This is a genomic window from Bacillus sp. SB49 (genome assembly GCF_000469135.2).
Classification (GTDB): Bacteria; Bacillota; Bacilli; order Bacillales; family Halobacillaceae; genus Halobacillus.
In genome coordinates this window covers 85,653-104,888 of sequence record NZ_CP048117.1, presented here as the reverse complement: position 1 = coordinate 104,888, position 19,236 = coordinate 85,653, and the positions used below count along the sequence as shown (strand labels likewise).

Below are 19,236 nucleotides of genomic sequence, written 5' to 3'. Positions count from 1 at the left end.
GCGTTATACGGTTATCTGACGAGAGGCGACGATCATTTCACATTGTAATCATTCATCACTTCATTGAAAGGCTGATTGAGCCATGCTTCGCACGCTTGGACAGACTGTTCGATACTCTCTTCCACAGCCTCCCACTCTTCCTTATAGAAATCCCCCAACACATGGTCAATTACAGTCTGGGACCCATTCGGTCGGCCAACTCCTACACGAAGTCGTTTAAATTCTTTCGTACCAAGCTGGTCAATGATATTCCGGATACCGTTATGACCGCCGTGGCCGCCTTTCTGCCTTAAACGGATCTTCCCGGGAGGAAGATCCAGGTCATCGTAAACGACCAAAACATCCTCGACATCCATATCGTAATATTCCATCAATGGACGAAGGGACTCCCCGGAAAGGTTCATATACGTTTGAGGTTTCAACAAAACGACCTTTTCCCCGTCTACACGTTCCATCGTGAAGAGGCCGTTGAATTTCTTCTGAGTAAGTGTCCAGCCATTCTTCTCTGCCAGCTGGTCGACAATCATAAATCCGATATTATGACGTGTCTGTTCATATTTCCTGCCTGGATTACCCAGGCCTACGATACATTTCATACATAACTTCCTTTACTGTCTTTGTACTATTTCTCTATTATATCAAAGCATGGATAAAAATAATGTCACAATTCTTGGTCATTGAAAAAAGACGAAATACAAAAGAAGAGGACGCGCCTTCCGGCTACGCCCCCTTATCCTATTCCGTTGTTTACTCTGATTTCTCTTCGGAATCCCCATCTTCATCTTCTGATTTCTCATTGATGACTTCCGGTTCTTCGTCTGCATTATCTGTATCCGGCTCTTCCGGCATTTCTTCCGGTGGAGTTACGGAAACAATTGTCGTATTATCATCTTCTGTGATTTCATAACCGCGGGACTCTTTCAAGTCGCTGACCATCACACTGTCACCGATATTCAATTCAGAAACGTCTACGACGATTTCTTCCGGAATATCCGCTGGTTTAGCACGAACCGCCAATTCATAAAGCGGTTGTTGTACGACACCGCCTTCTCTGGCGCCGGCAGCCTCCCCTTCAAGACGGACAGGAACTTCTACATCCATCTCTTCTGACATGTTAACGATATAGAAATCTGCATGAATCAGCTGGTCCTTCAACGGATCGACTTGATATTCATGTAGCATAACATCCACTTTATCTTTTCCATCGATATCAAGGGAGATAATTGCGTTCTTCCCTTCATCACGCACAGTTTTAAGTAACTCTATGCTGTTAACAGCAACCGTGATCGGCTCTTTTTCTTTACCGTATACTACACTCGGCACATTGCCGTTAAGTCGCAGTTCACGAGTAGCAGACTGTTTGAGATCTTTTCTTTGATTTGCTTTAAGAGTAATAGCCAAATTAATCAACCTCCAGTAATTTACCAATCATAATAACAGTTTCCCGTTAAACAAGAGAGTTAAACCTAATTTTATAAAAAATCAGTCAAACAAGATGCTGATGGATTGACGTTCATGGACACGAATAATGGCTTCACTAATTAAACCGGCAACAGAAAGTTCTTTAATCTTCTCACTGGATTTCTCTTCCACTAAAGGAATCGTGTTCGTAACAACAAGCTCTTTAATCTTGGAATTATCGATGCGCTCAATCGCAGGACCTGAAAGCACCGGGTGCGTACAACATGCATATACTTCCTTCGCTCCATTCTCAACAAGAGCGTTCGCAGCAAGCGTAATTGTACCGGCTGTATCAATAATATCATCGATCAAAATAGCTGTTTTCCCTTCGATGTTTCCGACGATATTCATCACTTCCGCTACGTTCGGACGAGGACGACGCTTATCAATAATGGCAATCGGCGCTTTCAGGCGATCGGCCATTTTGCGTGCGCGGGTCACTCCACCGTGGTCAGGGGAAACGATGACGAGGTCGTCAAAGTTCTTCTCCTCGAAATAATCCGAAAGAATCGGCACACCAACAAGGTGATCGATAGGAATATTGAAGAAGCCTTGAATCTGCGGGGCATGCAGATCAAGCATCAGCACACGAGTCGCTCCGGCTGTTTCCAACAGATCCGCAACCAATTTCGCAGTAATAGGTTCACGCGGACGGGCTTTACGGTCCTGCCTTGCATATCCGTAGTAAGGCATAACGATGTTGATGGTTCTTGCAGAAGCTCGTTTCAGTGCATCGATCATAATCAGAAGTTCCATGATATGTTGGTTGACCGGTTCACACGTGGATTGCACCACATAAACATCACAACCGCGGATACTTTCTTCGATGTTGATTTGAATTTCGCCGTCACTAAAGCTTGTGACTGAACATTTCCCTAAGTCTACTCCGATTTGGTCGGCAATTTCTTTTGCCAGCTCCGGGTTGGAGTTTAGTGAGAATACTTTCAGTTTTGAATCCTTATATCCAGTTGCCATGGAATGGAACCCTCCGTTAATCTTTTTTGATCGATTTCATTTTAGTAGCGTAGCCTTCTTTATTCGTCTGGCGGGAACGCGCGATGGAAAGCGCTTCGGACGGGACGTCTTGATTGATCGTCGAACCGGCAGCGACGTAAGCTCCCTTGCCGACCGTGACAGGTGCAATCAAGTTGGAGTTACATCCAATGAACGCATCATCTTCAATAGTCGTCAAGAACTTATTCTCTCCGTCATAATTCACTGTTATTGTACCACATCCGATGTTGACACCACTTCCAACTTCCGCATCACCGATGTAGCTTAAATGAGAAGCCTTGCTGCCGTTACCGAACTGCGCCTTCTTCACTTCCACGAAGTTACCGATTTTGACATCATCGCCTAGAGAAGACTGCGGACGGATGTGGGCAAATGGTCCAATTTGGACTCTTGCGCCGATTTTGCTGTCAGCAGCAGCACTCTGCTTAATGCTCGTTTCTTTACCGACATGGCAATTTTTAATTGTCGTATGTGGACCAATAACGGCATCATCCTCGATAACCGTCTCTCCTTCCAACACAGTTCCAGGGTAAATCACCACATCCTGCCCAATGACGACATCCGGACCAATGTAGGTTTGATCAGGGTCCACCAATGAAACCCCGTTTCTCATATGCTTCTCATTAATTCGTTCTTTCATTAATTTCTCTGCTTTCGCCAATGCGACACGGTCATTTACTCCAAGGGACTCCGAAAATTCAGGTGTCTGATAAGCGGAAACCGTCTCCCCGCGGTCTTTCATAATTTCCACGACATCCGGTAGATAGTACTCTCCCTGGACGTTATCATTGGAAACGTTCTTCAGCGCTTCAAAAAGCATAGCGTTATCAAAGCAATACGTTCCTGTATTAATTTCCTGTACGGCCTGCTCTTCTTCCGAGGCATCCTTCTGTTCGACGATTCGCTCCACCTGACCGTTGCCACCACGGATCACGCGCCCGTATCCATGTGGATGTTCCGCATGGGCAGTCAAAATGGTTGCCTTCGCCCCTTCTGCATCATGGTGGTCAAGCAGTTTCTGGAGCGTCTCCCCCGTAAGAAGAGGAGTATCTCCGCAGACAACAACCGTCGTCCCCTGCTTGTCTGCCAGGATATCGTCTGCCTGCAGTACAGCATGTCCTGTGCCAAGCTGTTTTTCCTGGACGACATAGTGGCTGTCCTCACCCAGTTGATCCTGAACCTTCTCTGCTCCAAAACCAACAACAGTGATTAGCTCATCTAATTCCAATGTATTTAATTGATCGACAACGTGCTGTACCATAGGCTTCCCACATACGGGGTGCAAAACTTTATAAAGTTTCGACTTCATACGTGTACCTTGGCCAGCAGCGAGAACAACAGCGTAACGGTTAGTCATGAACGTACCTCCATCCTAATTATCCACTTTGAATCATATCTCAAACGTAGGGTGATTTCAACATTTGAGCCGGTGGGAAAAGGTAGGAATCGACATTTCTCCCTATCAAAAAAAGAGCCTGACCGCAGTGGTCAGACCCTTTGTTGTGCTTTAAGTATTACGAAGCTCCGGCTTCTTCAAATTCCACCCCTGCTTCGTCTTCTTCACCGGCCTGGTGGTAGGCTTCAAGAACAGCGTCCTGAATCTTTCCACGTGTGCCGGAATTGATCGGGTGTGCAATGTCTCTGAACTCCCCGTCCGGGGTACGTTTGCTCGGCATTGCTACAAACAACCCATTGTTGCCATCAATCACCCGTATGTCATGGACAACAAACTCCTGATCCAAGGTAATAGAAGCAATTGCTCGCATTCTTCCATCGGTATTCACGCGTCGCAGTCTCACGTCAGTTACTTCCATTAAATTCACCACCTTTATCCCAAAGGAACTTATGTTAAATAAATTCCACAAAACGGGAATAATTCCTGCTTATTTTTCTAAAAAATTTTTCAAATCAATTAATTTTTCACAAACAGGTATAGAAAAGGCCCCCATCACAAGGATGAGAGCCTGATTGACAGTCCTATATATTTTCCAGCAAGTTCCCAGGTCGTACTTCAATGGAGAATTTCCGTTCATCCGCATTGACGATTTGAACTAAGGAAAGGTAATCGTCCACGACACGATCCTCTTCATCGTCTTCGGCTTCTGCCAATACACCGATGCCGGCAAGCTCTGCGTCGAATTCCTTCAAGAGATTCCGCATGCCGTTGATCGTTCCCCCGGCTTTCATGAAGTCATCAATGATACATACGCGTGAACCTTCCTGCAGAGAACGCTTGGTTAATACCATCGTCTGGATCTTCCGCGTCGAGCCTGAAACATAGTTGATACTTACCGTCGACCCTTCCGAAATTTTAGGGTCTCTTCTGGCTATAACAACAGGAACGTTAAGATAGGAAGCGACAGCGTAAGCAAGCGGTATTCCCTTAGTGGCCACTGTCATGACGACATCTATGTCTTTATCCCGGAAAGCGGAAGCGAATAATCGACCGATATTCCTTGTCGTCTCGGGATCACCGAGTATGTCACTCATAAATAAGTATCCGCCCGGCAGAAGCCTCGCCGGATCCTGCAATCGTTCGCACAATTCACGAACAAACGTCTTACTGTATTCTTCTGAAAAAGCAGGGATATATTTAACGCCGCCAGCTGCTCCCGAAATCGTCTCCAGGTAGCCTATCCCTTCATGTTGAAACATTTTATTAATAATACCTAGATCTTCGCTGATCGAGGATTTTGCCGCTTCATACTTCTCCGAGAAGAAAGGAAGGGAAATCAATTCTCGAGGTCGATCAAGGATGAAATGGGTCATCGCAACTAGTCGCTCACTTCTTTTCATAAGAGGACACCTCAAAATCCGAATATTTTCATTAAATATAACAGATTTGTACGGATTTTATCAAGTATTTTCTCTATATCCCAGCATCCGAACCATATATACTTCGGTACAGAAGCCTTTTAAACTGTTATAGATCCGTTGGGCGCGTGCATCCTGCTCTACAAGCGAAAACACAGTCGGTCCGCTTCCACTCATAAGCACAGCATCCGCTCCGGCCTGGCGCATCTGCTCCTTGATCTGCCCCACTTCCTCATGCAGCTTAAGCGTCACACCTTCCAATGTATTTCCTACATTGGCACAGATTCCTTCGTAGTCCTCTTCCTGTAACGCCCGTACCATCGCTTCCGTATCAGGGTGTTCCGCCTGGGAAACGTCCAGACCCTGATAGACCGTTTGTGTAGAGACACCGATGGTCGGCTTCGACAGAACAACCCAGCAGGGCGGCGGTGCTGGCAGGAAACGAATCTGCTCTCCTCGCCCAGTAGCAAGGGCCGTTCCTCCATAAACACAGAACGACACGTCTGATCCGATTTCCGCACCGAGTTCGGCCAGCTCATCGTCAGAAAGCCCAAGGCCCCACATTCGATTGACACCACGCAGAACAGCAGCGGCGTCACTGCTGCCTCCCGCAAGGCCCGCTGCGACAGGGATATTCTTTTCAATAAATATGTTAACCCCTTTATTTACCTTAAACCGGTCCTGGAGGAGTTTCGCCGCACGATAAGCTAGGTTACGCTCATCATTAGGGACGAAACGGCTCTCTGATTCGACCTTAATGACAGGTTCGGAAAGCAGCGTCAATTCAATCCGATCTGCAAGGTCCACCGTTGTCATGACCATTTCCACTTCATGAAAACCATCCGGGCGCTTATACAGGACGTCCAGTGACAAGTTTATTTTGGCAGGAGCTTTTTCAAGTATTTGCATGCAAGCACCTCATCTTCAAGATTATCTTACAGCATTGTACCATATTTATATGAACAAGAAACGTTATGTAAAAAACCCCTCTGTTATGCACAGAGGGGATTCATTCACCGCTGGTTGTCCGCCAGCTGTTCTTCTGCCATTTGTATCGCTCGTTTTACCATGTTACCTGCATCACGCGTAGTGATGCCACCCCATCCATCTTGCTGCACCTTGTCGTAAAACCCAAGTTCTTTCGCGAGTTCCTCTTTAAACGAATCGGACATGATACTTCGCTTACGTCCCATCGCTTTCAGCTCCTTTCGCATTCACTTAGTTACGACAGTCCTAGTATGTGTCTAGACGGATGAATTATAGCGGGGAGTTGTATGTAATTGTTCCATAAAATACATGGGAACGCTTTTTATATTTCATGGAAAAAAAGACAAAATAAAAAAGCAGTAAACGAAAGGTTCACTGCTCAAGAGCCATAGTCTGTAGGTCGTCGAAGTTCAATTCGACTGTCTCTGTAAGAACATCTGCATAGCTGTACGATACACGTTCAAAAGCATTTTCATCTTGGTCAAGTTCAACAATGAACACGGCAGGATATGTCTCTGCCAAAATTCCAGAACGCTCAATCGTCTTACGACGGCCGCCATTCGCCTTTAATGTTAAACGCTTGCCAATTTGTCCTTCTAAGGATTGCTTAATTTCTACTAATGTTTTAGCCACTGCACTCCACCTCACTAAAGATTAGTTTACCATAAGACAGGGACAAAGTCAAATAAAATTATTAATTATACCAATAGCCGCTTCACATTGCAATAGAATGACGTAAATAATGCGTTGATGTTTATGTTATCCATTAACAGGAAAAATATGTACACCCCCTTGGAAAAGAAAAACCGCTATCGTCGTTCGATAACGGTCAATCTTCTTCCTGATCCTTCGTGTACGGCATTCCGATCCGTAGCAGCCCTTTTGTTTCCACGCCGCCAAGTCCATCTTCTCCACTAATCGTGTTTCTGATGACCTCCCATACATTTATATGCTCTGTAAAGGATGTATATGCCACCCTTGCAGCTACATAAACAGGATCGATCGCATGAATATTGACGCGGGCCGGGGAACTTGCGAAATTGGCTCCTGCCCGGATGATGGATTCAAAATGGGACTGGCAGGCTCCTGCAAAAATGACCATTTGATCGAAATTAGGGTGCTTCTGCCTTATGTTGCGTACGGCCTCTACAAAATATTTGGAGTGTCTGTAAGAGTCAAGGGCTCGAATAGACCCCTTAGCTTTTGAGTATGCATCATGGCCTGTAAGAACCACAATTTGAGGGTGAACCTTCTCGATAAGAGGCATCACTTTGTGAGGCATTTCTTTTTCATGCAGATACTGGCCGTGTACCTGAAGACCGAGCTGTTCATACAGCGCAATACACTTCTTTAGAAACAACGGGTCCCCGTCAATATGAAGGATCCGGGGGGGCAGTTGGAAATAGTTCGTCTCCGATTCCTTCGTGTATCCGGTTCCCGCTTCTGCGTCTCTTTTCTCTTTCAGCAATCGGTAATCCTGACGAAAAAGCCTGTAAGAATAGGCTTCCTGCTCTTCATATTCATTTCTGATCCGGTGGTATGCTGCACCTGTTACTTTTTCCAGGTCATCGAGAGGTGCATCAGCCTCAAGGCGTACATGTTCGCCCATCAGCTTCACAACCGTTTGAGCCTGTGCCATCACTCGGAAGATGATATCGTGCCGATAGGACTTCCGTGTTACAAGATCTCCGTTTGCTATCATAACTCTCCACCTCATTCCAAAACACTACTGTAGTGTATGTGAAGAGGTGGGCTTTGTGCCTTCAGAATTCTGTTATTTATAAAGAATGTTAGCTAAGGAGGCGAATTCATCCATCGATAGAGATTCCCCCCTGCGCTGAGGATCGATGTTCACCTCTGCCAGGCGGCTTCGGATCTCTTCTTTATCTAATGTCCCCTTAAAATGCCTTGCCAGGTTGTTCATCAATGTTTTACGGCGCTGACCAAAAGTAGCTTTTACAACATCAAAGAAGAAGGACTCATCATCGACATGAACCGGCGGCTCTTCTCTCATCTCCAGATGAAGAACAGAGGAATCTACGTTGGGCTGTGGCATAAAGACGGTTTTCGGCACGTTCAGTGCCACCCTGGCCTTCGTGTAATATTGAACAGCTATTGAAAGGGAGCCGTAACTTTTCGTATTTGGTTCCGCAGCCATCCGATCAGCAACCTCTTTTTGAATCATGACCGTGATGCTGTCTACAGGCAGACGATCCATCAACAACTTCATGAGGATCGGTGTCGTAATGTAATAGGGAAGGTTTGCGACGACGCGTATTTTCTGACCTTCTTCAAAATGTTCTTCAATCATCCCGGCAACATCCGCTTTCAGGATATCTTCATTGATGATGTGGACATTGTTATATTCGGAAAGCGTCTCTCCCAGAATAGGAAGCAGGCGCTGGTCTATCTCAAACGCCACAACCTTGTCGGCATGCCTTGCAAGTTGTTCTGTCAACGCGCCGATTCCAGGCCCGATTTCGATAGCTGCTGTTGTGTCGTCAATCCCTGCTTCTGCAATAATATTCGTCAAGATGTTCACATCGATCAAGAAGTTCTGACCAAGGCTTTTCTTGAAGGAGAAACCGTAATTCTTCAATATTTCTTTCGTGCGTGTAGGTGTTGCAATGGCTTTGTTATTCATTATTTTCCTCCTGCATGATCTGCTTCATCGCTTCTCCCAATTGCTGTGGCGTGATGTGGAACATATTCAGTCGCTTAAGCAGTTGTTTTCCATTAGTCTTTCCAATTCTTAAATGCAGCCCCAGCTGTTCTCTAAGATCCGTCGATCGGGAGCCGCCGATCAGTCCGAGATCGATCAAATCCTGCTTCGTTATCTCTCCCTCTATCCCGTCCACCAGTTCATAAACCGATGAGAGGGCAGTCCGGATATCCTGGATGGATGCATGTTCGATACCAATCCCTTTATCTCGTTTGGCCCTCGCCTGGTCCTTCGGAAGGAATGCATGCTTACAATTCGGGACATGCTGGTCGACTATATGTCTGATTCGCTCCCCTGGATAATCAGGGTCTGTGAAAATGATAATGCCACGTTTTGACTGGGCATGTTTGATGCGGTCGAGAACTTCCTCATCGATGGCAGAGCCGTTCGTTTCGATCGTATCTGCATCTACAGCCGCTTTGATTTTCGCTGTATCATCTTTCCCTTCAACAACGATCACCTCTTTTATTTTCAATACCTTATCCTCCTGTACGTACGTGTCCATCTTCTTCTAGCATACCATGAGTTTACAGACGAAAAAAGCAGAGGTATCCCCTCTGCTGTCTCCTTTAATCCAGTATTTTGACCGTTACTTGTTTTCTCCCATAGCTGTGGGCCTGACTCTTCGATGGAACGAATAAATCAATGCGTTTCCCATCGATGGCTCCCCCGGTATCTCCAGCAATGGCTGTGCCATACCCTTCTACCCACACACGGCTGCCGAGTGGAATGACATCAGGATCGACGGCAACAACTTTTCTATCAGGATTCTCTTTCAAATCAATTCCTGTAGCAGTCACACCGGAACAGCCGGCGCAATTTGCCGTATAGGCAGTCGCATGCATTTGTAACGTCTTCGTATCATCCTGCTTATTAGAAGGTTTGGCTGACGCTTGAACAACACGAGCTTCCTTCTTATCAGAGGAAGCAGAAGCAACCGTTACAGGCGCTTTTTCCTCCTCCACTTTCGTACCGAGTGCTATGATCTCTTTCCTGCTTTCCTTCTGCACCGTTTCTTCTATCAGCTCTCGGCTTTTCTCTTCACCGTTCTCAAGAATGACTTCATATTTTTTCGTGACGAGACCGTTTTCCCCGGAGGAAAGAACTTTCCTTTCCCCTTTCGGCAGAGACTCGTCCCGCCTTGTTTCCACCGCATACTCCATATCTTCTTCTACAGTGTCCGTCATTTTCTCAATTCTGGTAATTTTGATAGGAGTGTCTGCCTTGACGATTTCCTCCTCGGAAACGTTCAACTGATCAAGGTCGCTGAGTTCAACCTGCTGATCTTTCAGTAAGTCTCCGACAGTTGTAGCGGTTGTCCATATCTTCTCTTTTTCTCCCCCATCATGGAGGGTCACTTGGAATGCTTTCTGTACTTCAATATCCATCCCTTGTTCGATCGGTGCTGCTAAGTCATGAGACACCTCGTCCCGTTCTTGGAACTCCAGACCTTGTTCGTCGAAGAATTCACCTACTGTAGAGGCTGTCGTGTTGTATTGTTCTGTATTGGAACGATCAATGGCTAATTGAATACGCTTCGATGCTATGTAGTTTACATCCATACCACGTTCAATCGGATCGGATAACTTATGGGATAGTTCATCATGCTGGTGTACAGTAATTCCCATTTCGGACATAAGTTCTTTAACAGTATTGGCATGAGTGCGAATTATTTCTTTCTGTCCGTTTTGAGACACTTGTACAGGCTTTTTAGTAAATTCATAGGAAGCCATTACTAAAAAAGTGATGCACAGGACGGATACGGCGGCGACCCAAATATAAATGGATTTAGTCACTTTTTCCTTGTTCATCCTTCATCCTCCTTTCAAAAGCATGCGTTCTATTCTAGTCAGACATAGATTCGATGTCAAACGGACTGCTTTTTTCACAACATTTTCCTGTCATAAAAAAAGAAGTCAGATGATAGAATCACTGACTTCTTACATTATGCTATTATACCTAGACAATTAACATAACAAACATATTACAGTTCCTAAACAATTGCATCTGTTTTGTAACAATCATGACACAATTTTACTTTGATTCTATGCCGAAGAACCGAAGCGCGTTGGCTGTTGTCGCTTCACTGACTTCCTCATAAGTCAGCTCCTTCAAATCCGCAATCTGTTCAGCCACAAGCTTGACATAAGCAGGCTCATTGCGCTTTCCACGGTTCGGGTGGGGAGCGAGAAACGGACAGTCCGTCTCAATAAGAAGGTGCTCCAGGTCAACAGCTTTAGCGACCTCTTTAGGCAGTTTCGCATTTTTGAATGTAACAGGTCCACCGAGTGAAATCATGAAATTCATCTCAATACATTCTTTGGCGATGTCAGCAGGTCCACTGTAACAATGCATGATGCCGCCCACTTCCGCTGCATTCTCTTCTTTCAGTATTTCGACGATATCGTCCGTCGCTTCCCGGTTATGAATGATGATGGGCATCTTTACCTTCTTCGCAAGACGGATCTGTTTACGGAATACTTCTTTCTGGACTTCCGCCGGAGACTTGTCCCAATGATAGTCGAGCCCCATCTCGCCGAGAGCCACGACTTTGGGATGATCGGTAAGCGATTCAATCCACTCCAGATCCTCCTCTGTCATATCAACGGCATCGACCGGGTGCCATCCGACCGCAGCATAGATATGTTCGTGATTCTCAGCGATTTCCAACGCTTTTGGAATCGTCACCCGGTCGAAGCCAACGACCGTCATATACGTGACCCCTGCTTCACGTGCCCGCTCGATCGTCGCTTCTAAATCCTCTTCAAACTGATCTGCGTTCAAATGTACATGCGTGTCAAAGAGCATGTCTATTCCACCTTTCCTATTGAAAAAAAGGGAAAGCTGTATGGATGCTTCCCCTTTTTTCCTCTTGTTATTTCACTTTCGTTCCGTTCGCAAGTGTTTGATCTACAGAAGCGAGGGCAAGCTTGCCTTCGTCTTCTCCGGCAAGGATCATTCCTTGAGAAAGCTCTCCGCGAAGTTTGACAGGCTTCAGGTTAGCGACACAAATGACCTTCTTGCCCACCAATTGTTCCGGTGTATAATGTTCTGCAATTCCAGAAACAACCTGGCGCTGCTCATAACCGAGATCCAATTGAATCTTCAGCAGCTTATCGGCTTTCTTCACTTTGTCCACCTTCGTCACTTCTGCAACACGGAAGTCCAACTTCATGAAGTCATCGATGGTGACTTCTTCTATTTTCTCTTCCTTCTCGACCTTCTTCTCTTCTTTCGGAGCAGAAGATTTCATCATGTCTTTAATCGCTTGTGTTTCCTCTTCTGCATCCAGACGAGGGAAGATTGGTTCACCTTTGGCTACGTGTGTACCCGCCGGAACAGCACCGAAGCTTTCCAAACTGGCCCATGCTTTCCCAGCTTCCCCTTCAATACCAAGCTGCTGGAACATACGATCCGGTGTACGTGTGAGGAAAGGTTGAAGCATGACGGCGATTTGGCGTAGTGACTCTGCCAGGTGAGCCATTACATTTCCAAGGCGGTCGCGCTTACTCTCATCTTTCGCCAGCACCCACGGCTGTGTTTCATCAATGTATTTATTCGTACGGCTGATGAACTTCCACAGGTCTGCAAGAGCAACAGAGAATTCCATGTTTTCAAGGGATGTTTCCACCGCGTTTTTCGTATCCGCAGCAAGCTGTTCCAAACTTTGATCGAATGCATCTTCCCCAAGGGTTAATGCCGGGATTTCCCCATCGAAGTATTTGCTGATCATCGCGACTGTACGATTCAGCAGGTTTCCAAGGTCGTTCGCAAGGTCATAGTTGGTACGCTCCACGAAAGCCTCTGGTGTAAATACACCATCTGAACCGAATGGAACTTCTCGAAGAAGGTAGTAACGAAGCGCATCAAGACCGTAACGATCGCTGAGTTCGACAGGATCGACGACGTTTCCTTTGGATTTGGACATCTTTCCGTCCTTCATAAGAATCCAACCGTGTGCGAATACTTTCTTCGGCAGCGGAAGATCGAGCGCCATCAACATAATCGGCCAATAGATGGTATGGAAACGAACAATTTCTTTCCCGACAAGCTGCACATCTGCCGGCCAGAATTTCTGGTAACGGCTGTCATCTTCACTGTCGTAACCCAGTGCAGTAATATAGTTCGTCAGGGCGTCGATCCAAACATAGATGACGTGCTTCTCATTACCAGGTACGCCAATCCCCCAGTCAAATGTCGTACGTGATACGGCCAAATCTTCTAATCCCGGCTTAATGAAGTTATTGATCATTTCATTTTTGCGGCTTTCCGGCTGAATGAACGTCGGATTCTGTTCATAGAATTCCAACAACTGATCGACATATTTACTCATCTTAAAGAAGTAAGATTCTTCTTTTACTTTTTCAACGTCACCGCCACAGTCCGGACATTTGCCGTCTTCCAGCTGACGTTCGGTGAAGAAGGATTCACAAGGTGTGCAGTACCATCCTTCGTACTGATCCAGGTAGATATCCCCTTTGTTCTTCAAGTAGTCAAAAATCTTTGCAACAACTTCTTTATGACGGTTCTCTGTCGTACGGATGAAATCATCATAAGAAATGTCGAGTTTGTCCCATAACTGCTTAATTCCGCTCACAATATCATCGACATATTCCTGCGGGGAAACGCCTTTTTCCTCCGCTTTCCGCTGGATCTTCTGCCCATGCTCGTCCGTTCCAGTCAAGTACATGACCTCGTATCCCTGCAGACGTTTGTATCTCGCCATTGCATCTCCGGCAACAGTCGTATACGCATGTCCGATATGCAAATTCCCACTTGGGTAATAAATAGGTGTGGTGATGTAAAAGGTGTTCTTATCCTCAGCCATGCTGTTCCCTCCTAAAAATCTTCCATTCTCATGCCGAAAACGGCCATGTTAACATTCTATCGATTTATTTACTTTATTTCCATTCCTAACATTAAAATATACCGAACAAAAGTCGAAACTGTCAAAGATTGGATTTGTCGAATTCCACAACTGTCATGACTACAGTAAAAAAACTTGTCCATACATCCATGGATAAACTAACCAATTTTGGAACATAAGGAGCATTAGAAATACAGCTTTAATTCGGCTAATACCCTGAAATGAAAGGATATCGTTATACCCCACGATGTATTAAATGCTGGAAAAGAAAAATCGGTTATTAGTAATTGACACGTCTGGGAATGGTTGGTACTATTATGTCGAGACATATGTCGAATATTGACGATTTTAAACTTTTGATTGAGGGGAGACAGAAAAATGAAATCTACAGGTATCGTACGTAAAGTCGACGAACTAGGTCGTGTAGTAATCCCGATCGAACTTCGCCGCACATTGGGAATCAACGAAAAAGACGCATTGGAAATTTATGTTGATGATGATCGTATCGTCCTTAAAAAGTACAAGCCGAACATGACATGTCAGGTGACAGGGGAAGTTTCAGATGACAATATGAAACTGGCCAATGGCAACCTCGTCCTTAGCAAAGAAGGCGCACAAATCCTTCTTCAAGAGCTACAAGACAACCTTAAATAATTATTATAGAGATAAAAACAAAAAGACGACAACTGGTTACAAAGAAACAGATCAACAAGACATATGTTCAAACAAATCCCTTACTGTAGTACAGTAAGGGATTCTTTATTAATCCTCGATATGATAGGCCTGATACACATCCCGTTTCGGGATTTTCCGATCGAGGGCTGTCTGTTTGATGGCATCTTTGTTCTTTTTATTCTCTTTTCTAATATAGTATTCGACATGTTCGACTAAAGACATTGCCGACCACCACAATTGATCCTCTGTGACCGCTTCATCCGTTCCCTCCACAAGCACAACGAATTCGCCGCGGAGCTCCTGTTCCTGAACCCAGCCGCTTAACTCTTCCAGCGTACCGCGCGCATATTCCTCATACCGCTTGGATAATTCACGTGCCAGGGCGGCCGGACGTGCACCAAGCAATTCGTATAGATGAGCAAGCATCTCTTTTAAACGGTGGGGAGATTCGTAGAAGATTAGTGTTGCTTCCATTGTTTTCAGACGATCCACAACCACTTTACGATCTTTCTTTTTTCGTGGCAAAAAGCCACAAAAATGGAATTCTTCTGTAGGCAGGCCGGAACCTGCTAAAGCCGGCAGTGCCGCGTTTGCTCCCGGCAGTACGACGACGGGTACTGCTGCTTCCACAGCCAATCGCACCAAATCTGTACCTGGGTCAGAAATTCCCGGCATACCTGCATCACTCACCACAGCCAGGTCTTCTCCGGCAGTCAGACGCTCAATCAGTTGAGGACCTCTTGTCTGTTTATTGTGTTCATGATAGCTGACAAGCGATGTGTCGATGTCGAAATGATTAAGCAGTTTTTTCGTATTGCGCGTGTCTTCTGCACCGATTGCCTCTACTTCTTTCAAGACCCGGACCGCCCGGAACGTCATATCCTCCAAGTTCCCAATAGGAGTAGGAACGATATAAAGTGTGCCGGTTTCATGGTTTTCGAAACTTTTCTGTATGTTCATAGTCATCCATCCTCGCTTTCCGCTCTGTGATCCACGCTTCCTTCTCGCCCTTCGACAACTGCTTCAAACGATATTCTTCACGAAGTGCCTCGCCTCTGCTTTCATAAGATTCAAATGCCTCGAGGAGAAGCGGGCCGCGGCCGCGAGTGTATTTTGCCCCCTTACCGGCACGATGCTTCTCCAGGCGGGCGGACAAGTTGTTTGTATAACCGGTATATAGTGTATCGTCCTTGCAGCGGAGCATATAAACACAGTGCTCATTCTCCATCAAGGATCTCCCTCAATTCATCCGTGTAGGAGCCGTCATCCTTTAAAGCGTAGAACGGCGGGAGAATCTTGAGACCAGGCTTCCCGTCTCTTACTCCTTCCACCAACAGAATATTCGCTTCTTTTCCTGCTTTCGGATATACGAGCTGCATTCGTTTCGGTTCCAGTTTATATTTCTTGAACAACTCAATGATTTCCACCATTCTGTCCGGCCGATGGACCATAGAGACTTTCCCTCCGGATTTAGTCAGCTTGCTGCACGCTTGTACGACATCTTCCAGCGTGCAGTATATTTCGTGCCGCGCAATGGTCAGATGCTCATTGTCATTCTGCTCTTCTTTCTTCGGCGTTGGGAAGTATGGTGGATTGCACGTCACCAAATCAAATTTATTGTTCCCATAATAGGCCGGCATGTCTTTCAGATCCCCATGAATCATCTCCAGTTGATCTTCAAGCCCGTTCAATTCGATATTCCTTACCGCCATATCGTAAAGCCGCTCCTGGATTTCCACCCCCGTAATCGGCACGCTCGATCTAGTAGATAAGAAAAGGGGGATGACGCCATTCCCAGTACAAAGATCTAAAATCTTTCCTCTCGTTTTCGGAACATAGGTGAAATGCGCAAGCATGACCGCATCAAGAGAAAAGGCGAAAACACTGGGACTTTGAATGATTCGTTTATCTTTCTTTGCTAACAAATAGTCTATCCGTTCATCACCATATAATGAAACCATCTTCCTCTAACCCTTTCTTCCTTCTATATAAAGACAGCCCTTCCTCGGACGAGCAAGGAAAGGCTTGGACCTGGAATTATTTCTTTTTATTTAAGAATGATAGACAGAACAAGCAGTCTTCGTCTCTCGGGCTGCCAAAATGCAAATTACAAATATGAAAGCCTTCTTCGTAAAGCCTGGCGAGGTTGTCATAACCTTCACCGACGACGGCGCCCTTTTCCTGTTTAGAGGGGGAGGAAGCTGTCTGTTCTTTCTCATTTTCTTTCTCTAGTCGTTGCCGCAAATGATGATTCTCAAGCGATAAGTGCTGGTTCTCCTCCAACAAATAGGCAAGCTGCTTTTTTAAATCGCCCAGCTGTTCATACAGCTCGCCGATCTGACTTTCAAAATGGGATACTTGTTCAAAAATGGCTTTCTTGTTCACGCTTGACTCCACCCTTTATTCTGAAGCTTCTGCTTGAAGGACTCCTTCGTCAATCAGCTCTTGCAAAGAGTATTCCAATACCCGCTCTTGATCGCGGAATTCGACCTGGATCAGCCGTTCCAGCATGTTCAGCCCGACAACTTTGCCCTTGCCGACAGAAGTCGCAATACTTTCACCAAGGTCTGGAAGCTCTTTCTTCGCATGTTCATAATCATCATTCTCATATTTGAGACAACACATTAAGCGGCCGCACAATCCGGAAATTTTCGCTGGATTCAACGATAGATTCTGATCTTTAGCCATCTTAATGGATACCGGTTCAAAATCTCCTAGAAACGTCGAACAACATAACATCCGGCCACACGGGCCGATGCCGCCGAGCATTTTCGCTTCATCCCTCACACCGATCTGGCGGAGCTCAATCCGTGTCTTAAATACGGATGCCAGATCCTTTACAAGCGTACGGAAATCCACGCGTCCATCGGCTGTAAAATAAAAAATCACTTTATTACGATCAAACGTATATTCCACATCGACAAGATTCATGTCCAATTTATGTTCTTGAATTTTCTTCTCACAAACGCGGTAGGCTTGGAAAGCGTTATCTTTGTTTTCATCCACCGTTACTTTATCTTTATCATCTGCAAGCCGGATGACCTTCTTGAGAGGTAAAACAACGTCTTCTTCATCTATGGATTTATTAGCAATGACAACTTTCCCGAACTCAATCCCACGGACCGTTTCGACGATGACATAATCTTCCGTCGTCATACGGATTCCGCCTGGATCGAAATAATATACCTTACCCGCCTGTTTAAATCGGACACCTACAACTTCGATCATTCGATCATCACCTCTGTAGTTGAAGGGTAAGTTGTTCCATCACTAAATTAGGATGGACATTTTGATTTATCTTTCGTTTCGCCTCAAGTATTTCAGACAAGCAGTTAGCAGCTGACTGACGGGACCACCGCATACTCGCTTGGTTCAATTTCTCTTTCTCTGTCATGAAAACGATGGATTCTTCCCGGTCCAAAAATAGGTTGATAACATCCTGGAACCAAAGCATCAAGACGTCTAGCCCACGTTGCAGCTGAACGCGTTCTTTAAAATGAGGCATCCACTGATGGTTGATAAACAAAAGTCCTTCATTTGGTTTATTTTGAAGCACTTCAACTAATTGTATCACTAGTTTTCGCACCTGCGCAAACCACTCATCATTATTCATATCGAGCGCTTCACTTAAATTATTCGTCAAAGAAGCGAGCAGCCTGGCATTGGATGCGGAAACGCCTTCTTGGATTAATTTTTTCTCGACATTGTGAGGATTGAGCGGTTGAAAAGCGAGGAGCTGGCATCGGGAACGAATCGTATCCAATATCGTCTGCCCGCTTTCTGTCAACAGCATCGCTGTCGTCTGCTGGCTGGGCTCTTCCAGGAACTTCAACAGCCTGTTTGACGCATTGACGGTCATCTTATCTGCATCCACAATAATGTAAACTTTCCGGTTGGATTCCATACCGGTATAGGCGAACTCCTTCTGCAGATGAAGGATCTGTTCTTTCTTAATGGATTGGCCGTCTGGTTCAATCCAGTGAAGGTCCGGGTGGTTTCCAGAATCGATTCTGTGGCAGTCCCGGCAGTTCTGGCAGGGTTCCGGACCTTCCCTCTGTTTACAGAAGATGCTCTTCGCAAATAGAAGACTCATCTCCTTTTTGCCTGTCCCTTTACTTCCCTGGAACAGATAGGCATGGGAAATGCGGTCTTTCTTAAAGCTGTTTCTTAACATTTGTGCCGCCAAAGGCTGGATCTCTTGCATAGTTGTCCAAGTCTGCATATGGCTTTTCCGTCCTTACGTATATAAATTGATGAGCAGACCTTTGATTTCACCGATCAAGCTCAGCAAATCAATAGAGTTGGATTCTTGATCCATGACAGCCTCGGTAAGCTCCACCAGTTTTTCGTCAACCGTTTCGACGATAGTGAGCTTCCTCGTCTGTCCGTGGAGGTTCCAACTGTGTGATTGTTTCTTTTGATAACCGTAACTGACTGATTCCTTCAGGAAATCACGGACCAAACGCTTATATTTCGCTAAATCACGGAAGGAGCGGGAGCGGGCCACGCGGTCCCCCTGCGACGCAATCGTCGACATCAAATGGTTCAGCTGGGTCTGCTGCAGCTGCTCGGTCTTCGTTTGAATGACGCTGTGGAAACTAGACTTAGCCTTCCCGGACGGAACCATCTGTTTCCCTGCTCCATCCACCTGCGTACGTACATCCTGCGTAATTTTCATACGAGTATCCTTCCTGAA

23 protein-coding genes are annotated in these 19,236 nt (G+C 45.7%); 1 reads left to right on the top strand and 22 read right to left on the bottom strand.

The window, feature by feature from the left end; all coding sequences use genetic code 11:
- Positions 1 to 32 precede the first annotated feature (32 nt).
- The 15 genes from pth to metG all read right to left on the bottom strand — a co-directional run bounded on the left by pth (position 33) and on the right by metG (position 13,826).
- Positions 33 to 596 (bottom strand): aminoacyl-tRNA hydrolase, encoded by a 564-nt coding sequence (gene pth, locus M662_RS00555; protein ID WP_026577059.1) that lies wholly within the window; start codon positions 594 to 596, stop codon positions 33 to 35.
- Between the two features lie 151 nt (positions 597 to 747).
- Positions 748 to 1,401, bottom strand: coding sequence for a 50S ribosomal protein L25/general stress protein Ctc (locus M662_RS00550; RefSeq protein WP_008633484.1), 654 nt, complete (start codon positions 1,399 to 1,401; stop codon positions 748 to 750).
- An 81-nt stretch (positions 1,402 to 1,482) separates the two neighbouring features.
- Complete coding sequence (locus tag M662_RS00545) at positions 1,483 to 2,436, bottom strand: ribose-phosphate diphosphokinase (protein WP_026577060.1); 954 nt, start codon at positions 2,434 to 2,436, stop codon at positions 1,483 to 1,485.
- 16 nt (positions 2,437 to 2,452) lie between these two features.
- Entirely contained in the window at positions 2,453 to 3,832 is a 1,380-nt protein-coding gene (glmU, locus tag M662_RS00540; RefSeq protein WP_026577061.1) for a bifunctional UDP-N-acetylglucosamine diphosphorylase/glucosamine-1-phosphate N-acetyltransferase GlmU, read from the bottom strand.
- Between the two features lie 157 nt (positions 3,833 to 3,989).
- Positions 3,990 to 4,289, bottom strand: a complete 300-nt coding sequence (spoVG, locus tag M662_RS00535) for a septation regulator SpoVG (protein ID WP_008633479.1) — start codon at positions 4,287 to 4,289, stop codon at positions 3,990 to 3,992.
- Positions 4,290 to 4,452: 163 nt separating this feature from the next.
- The gene (gene purR, locus M662_RS00530) at positions 4,453 to 5,271 is read right to left on the bottom strand and encodes a pur operon repressor (protein ID WP_008633477.1); all 819 of its coding nucleotides are present in this window, start codon (positions 5,269 to 5,271) and stop codon (positions 4,453 to 4,455) included.
- A 60-nt stretch (positions 5,272 to 5,331) separates the two neighbouring features.
- Entirely contained in the window at positions 5,332 to 6,198 is an 867-nt protein-coding gene (gene ispE, locus M662_RS00525; protein WP_008633474.1) for a 4-(cytidine 5'-diphospho)-2-C-methyl-D-erythritol kinase, read from the bottom strand.
- Positions 6,199 to 6,302: 104 nt separating this feature from the next.
- Positions 6,303 to 6,482 carry a small, acid-soluble spore protein, alpha/beta type gene (locus tag M662_RS00520; RefSeq protein ID WP_008633473.1) on the bottom strand — a complete coding sequence of 60 codons (180 nt, stop codon included), beginning with the start codon at positions 6,480 to 6,482 and terminating at the stop codon, positions 6,303 to 6,305.
- Between the two features lie 166 nt (positions 6,483 to 6,648).
- Positions 6,649 to 6,909, bottom strand: coding sequence for a biofilm formation stimulator Veg (gene veg / locus M662_RS00515; protein ID WP_008633471.1), 261 nt, complete (start codon positions 6,907 to 6,909; stop codon positions 6,649 to 6,651).
- A 196-nt stretch (positions 6,910 to 7,105) separates the two neighbouring features.
- Positions 7,106 to 7,978: a sporulation peptidase YabG gene (yabG, locus tag M662_RS00510; protein WP_008633469.1), complete on the bottom strand. Its 873-nt coding sequence runs from the start codon at positions 7,976 to 7,978 to the stop codon at positions 7,106 to 7,108.
- 72 nt (positions 7,979 to 8,050) lie between these two features.
- Positions 8,051 to 8,920, bottom strand: a complete 870-nt coding sequence (gene rsmA, locus M662_RS00505; RefSeq protein WP_026577062.1) for a 16S rRNA (adenine(1518)-N(6)/adenine(1519)-N(6))-dimethyltransferase RsmA — start codon at positions 8,918 to 8,920, stop codon at positions 8,051 to 8,053.
- A complete protein-coding gene (gene rnmV / locus M662_RS00500) occupies positions 8,913 to 9,473 on the bottom strand; it encodes a ribonuclease M5 (RefSeq protein WP_008633465.1) in 561 nt (186 codons plus the stop codon). The genes rsmA and rnmV overlap by 8 nt, the downstream gene beginning before the upstream one ends.
- Positions 9,474 to 9,567: 94 nt before the next feature.
- Positions 9,568 to 10,809, bottom strand: a complete 1,242-nt coding sequence (locus M662_RS00495; protein ID WP_026577063.1) for a G5 and 3D domain-containing protein — start codon at positions 10,807 to 10,809, stop codon at positions 9,568 to 9,570.
- Between the two features lie 223 nt (positions 10,810 to 11,032).
- Entirely contained in the window at positions 11,033 to 11,806 is a 774-nt protein-coding gene (locus M662_RS00490; protein ID WP_026577064.1) for a TatD family hydrolase, read from the bottom strand.
- 67 nt (positions 11,807 to 11,873) lie between these two features.
- Entirely contained in the window at positions 11,874 to 13,826 is a 1,953-nt protein-coding gene (gene metG, locus M662_RS00485) for a methionine--tRNA ligase (RefSeq protein WP_008633462.1), read from the bottom strand.
- Between the two features lie 417 nt (positions 13,827 to 14,243).
- Between metG and M662_RS00480 the strand changes: the two genes are divergently transcribed.
- Complete coding sequence (locus M662_RS00480; RefSeq protein WP_008633460.1) at positions 14,244 to 14,519, top strand: transition state genes transcriptional regulator AbrB; 276 nt, start codon at positions 14,244 to 14,246, stop codon at positions 14,517 to 14,519.
- Positions 14,520 to 14,627: 108 nt separating this feature from the next.
- Here the strand turns inward: M662_RS00480 and rsmI are convergent, their stop codons facing one another.
- The 7 genes from rsmI to M662_RS00445 form a co-directional block, all read right to left on the bottom strand.
- Entirely contained in the window at positions 14,628 to 15,500 is an 873-nt protein-coding gene (gene rsmI / locus M662_RS00475) for a 16S rRNA (cytidine(1402)-2'-O)-methyltransferase (RefSeq protein ID WP_026577065.1), read from the bottom strand.
- Positions 15,469 to 15,768: a GIY-YIG nuclease family protein gene (locus M662_RS00470; protein WP_026577066.1), complete on the bottom strand. Its 300-nt coding sequence runs from the start codon at positions 15,766 to 15,768 to the stop codon at positions 15,469 to 15,471. Before M662_RS00470 ends, rsmI begins: the two co-directional genes overlap by 32 nt.
- Complete coding sequence (locus M662_RS00465) at positions 15,758 to 16,501, bottom strand: tRNA1(Val) (adenine(37)-N6)-methyltransferase (protein WP_026577067.1); 744 nt, start codon at positions 16,499 to 16,501, stop codon at positions 15,758 to 15,760. Before M662_RS00465 ends, M662_RS00470 begins: the two co-directional genes overlap by 11 nt.
- Before the next feature lie 76 nt (positions 16,502 to 16,577).
- The gene (gene yabA / locus M662_RS00460) at positions 16,578 to 16,925 is read right to left on the bottom strand and encodes a DNA replication initiation control protein YabA (RefSeq protein ID WP_008633452.1); all 348 of its coding nucleotides are present in this window, start codon (positions 16,923 to 16,925) and stop codon (positions 16,578 to 16,580) included.
- Positions 16,926 to 16,940: 15 nt separating this feature from the next.
- The gene (locus tag M662_RS00455) at positions 16,941 to 17,768 is read right to left on the bottom strand and encodes a PSP1 domain-containing protein (protein ID WP_008633451.1); all 828 of its coding nucleotides are present in this window, start codon (positions 17,766 to 17,768) and stop codon (positions 16,941 to 16,943) included.
- A gap of 7 nt (positions 17,769 to 17,775) precedes the next feature.
- Positions 17,776 to 18,762, bottom strand: coding sequence for a DNA polymerase III subunit delta' (gene holB, locus M662_RS00450; protein ID WP_026577068.1), 987 nt, complete (start codon positions 18,760 to 18,762; stop codon positions 17,776 to 17,778).
- A gap of 15 nt (positions 18,763 to 18,777) precedes the next feature.
- Positions 18,778 to 19,218 carry a YaaR family protein gene (locus M662_RS00445; RefSeq protein ID WP_026577069.1) on the bottom strand — a complete coding sequence of 147 codons (441 nt, stop codon included), beginning with the start codon at positions 19,216 to 19,218 and terminating at the stop codon, positions 18,778 to 18,780.
- Positions 19,219 to 19,236: the final 18 nt, after the last annotated feature.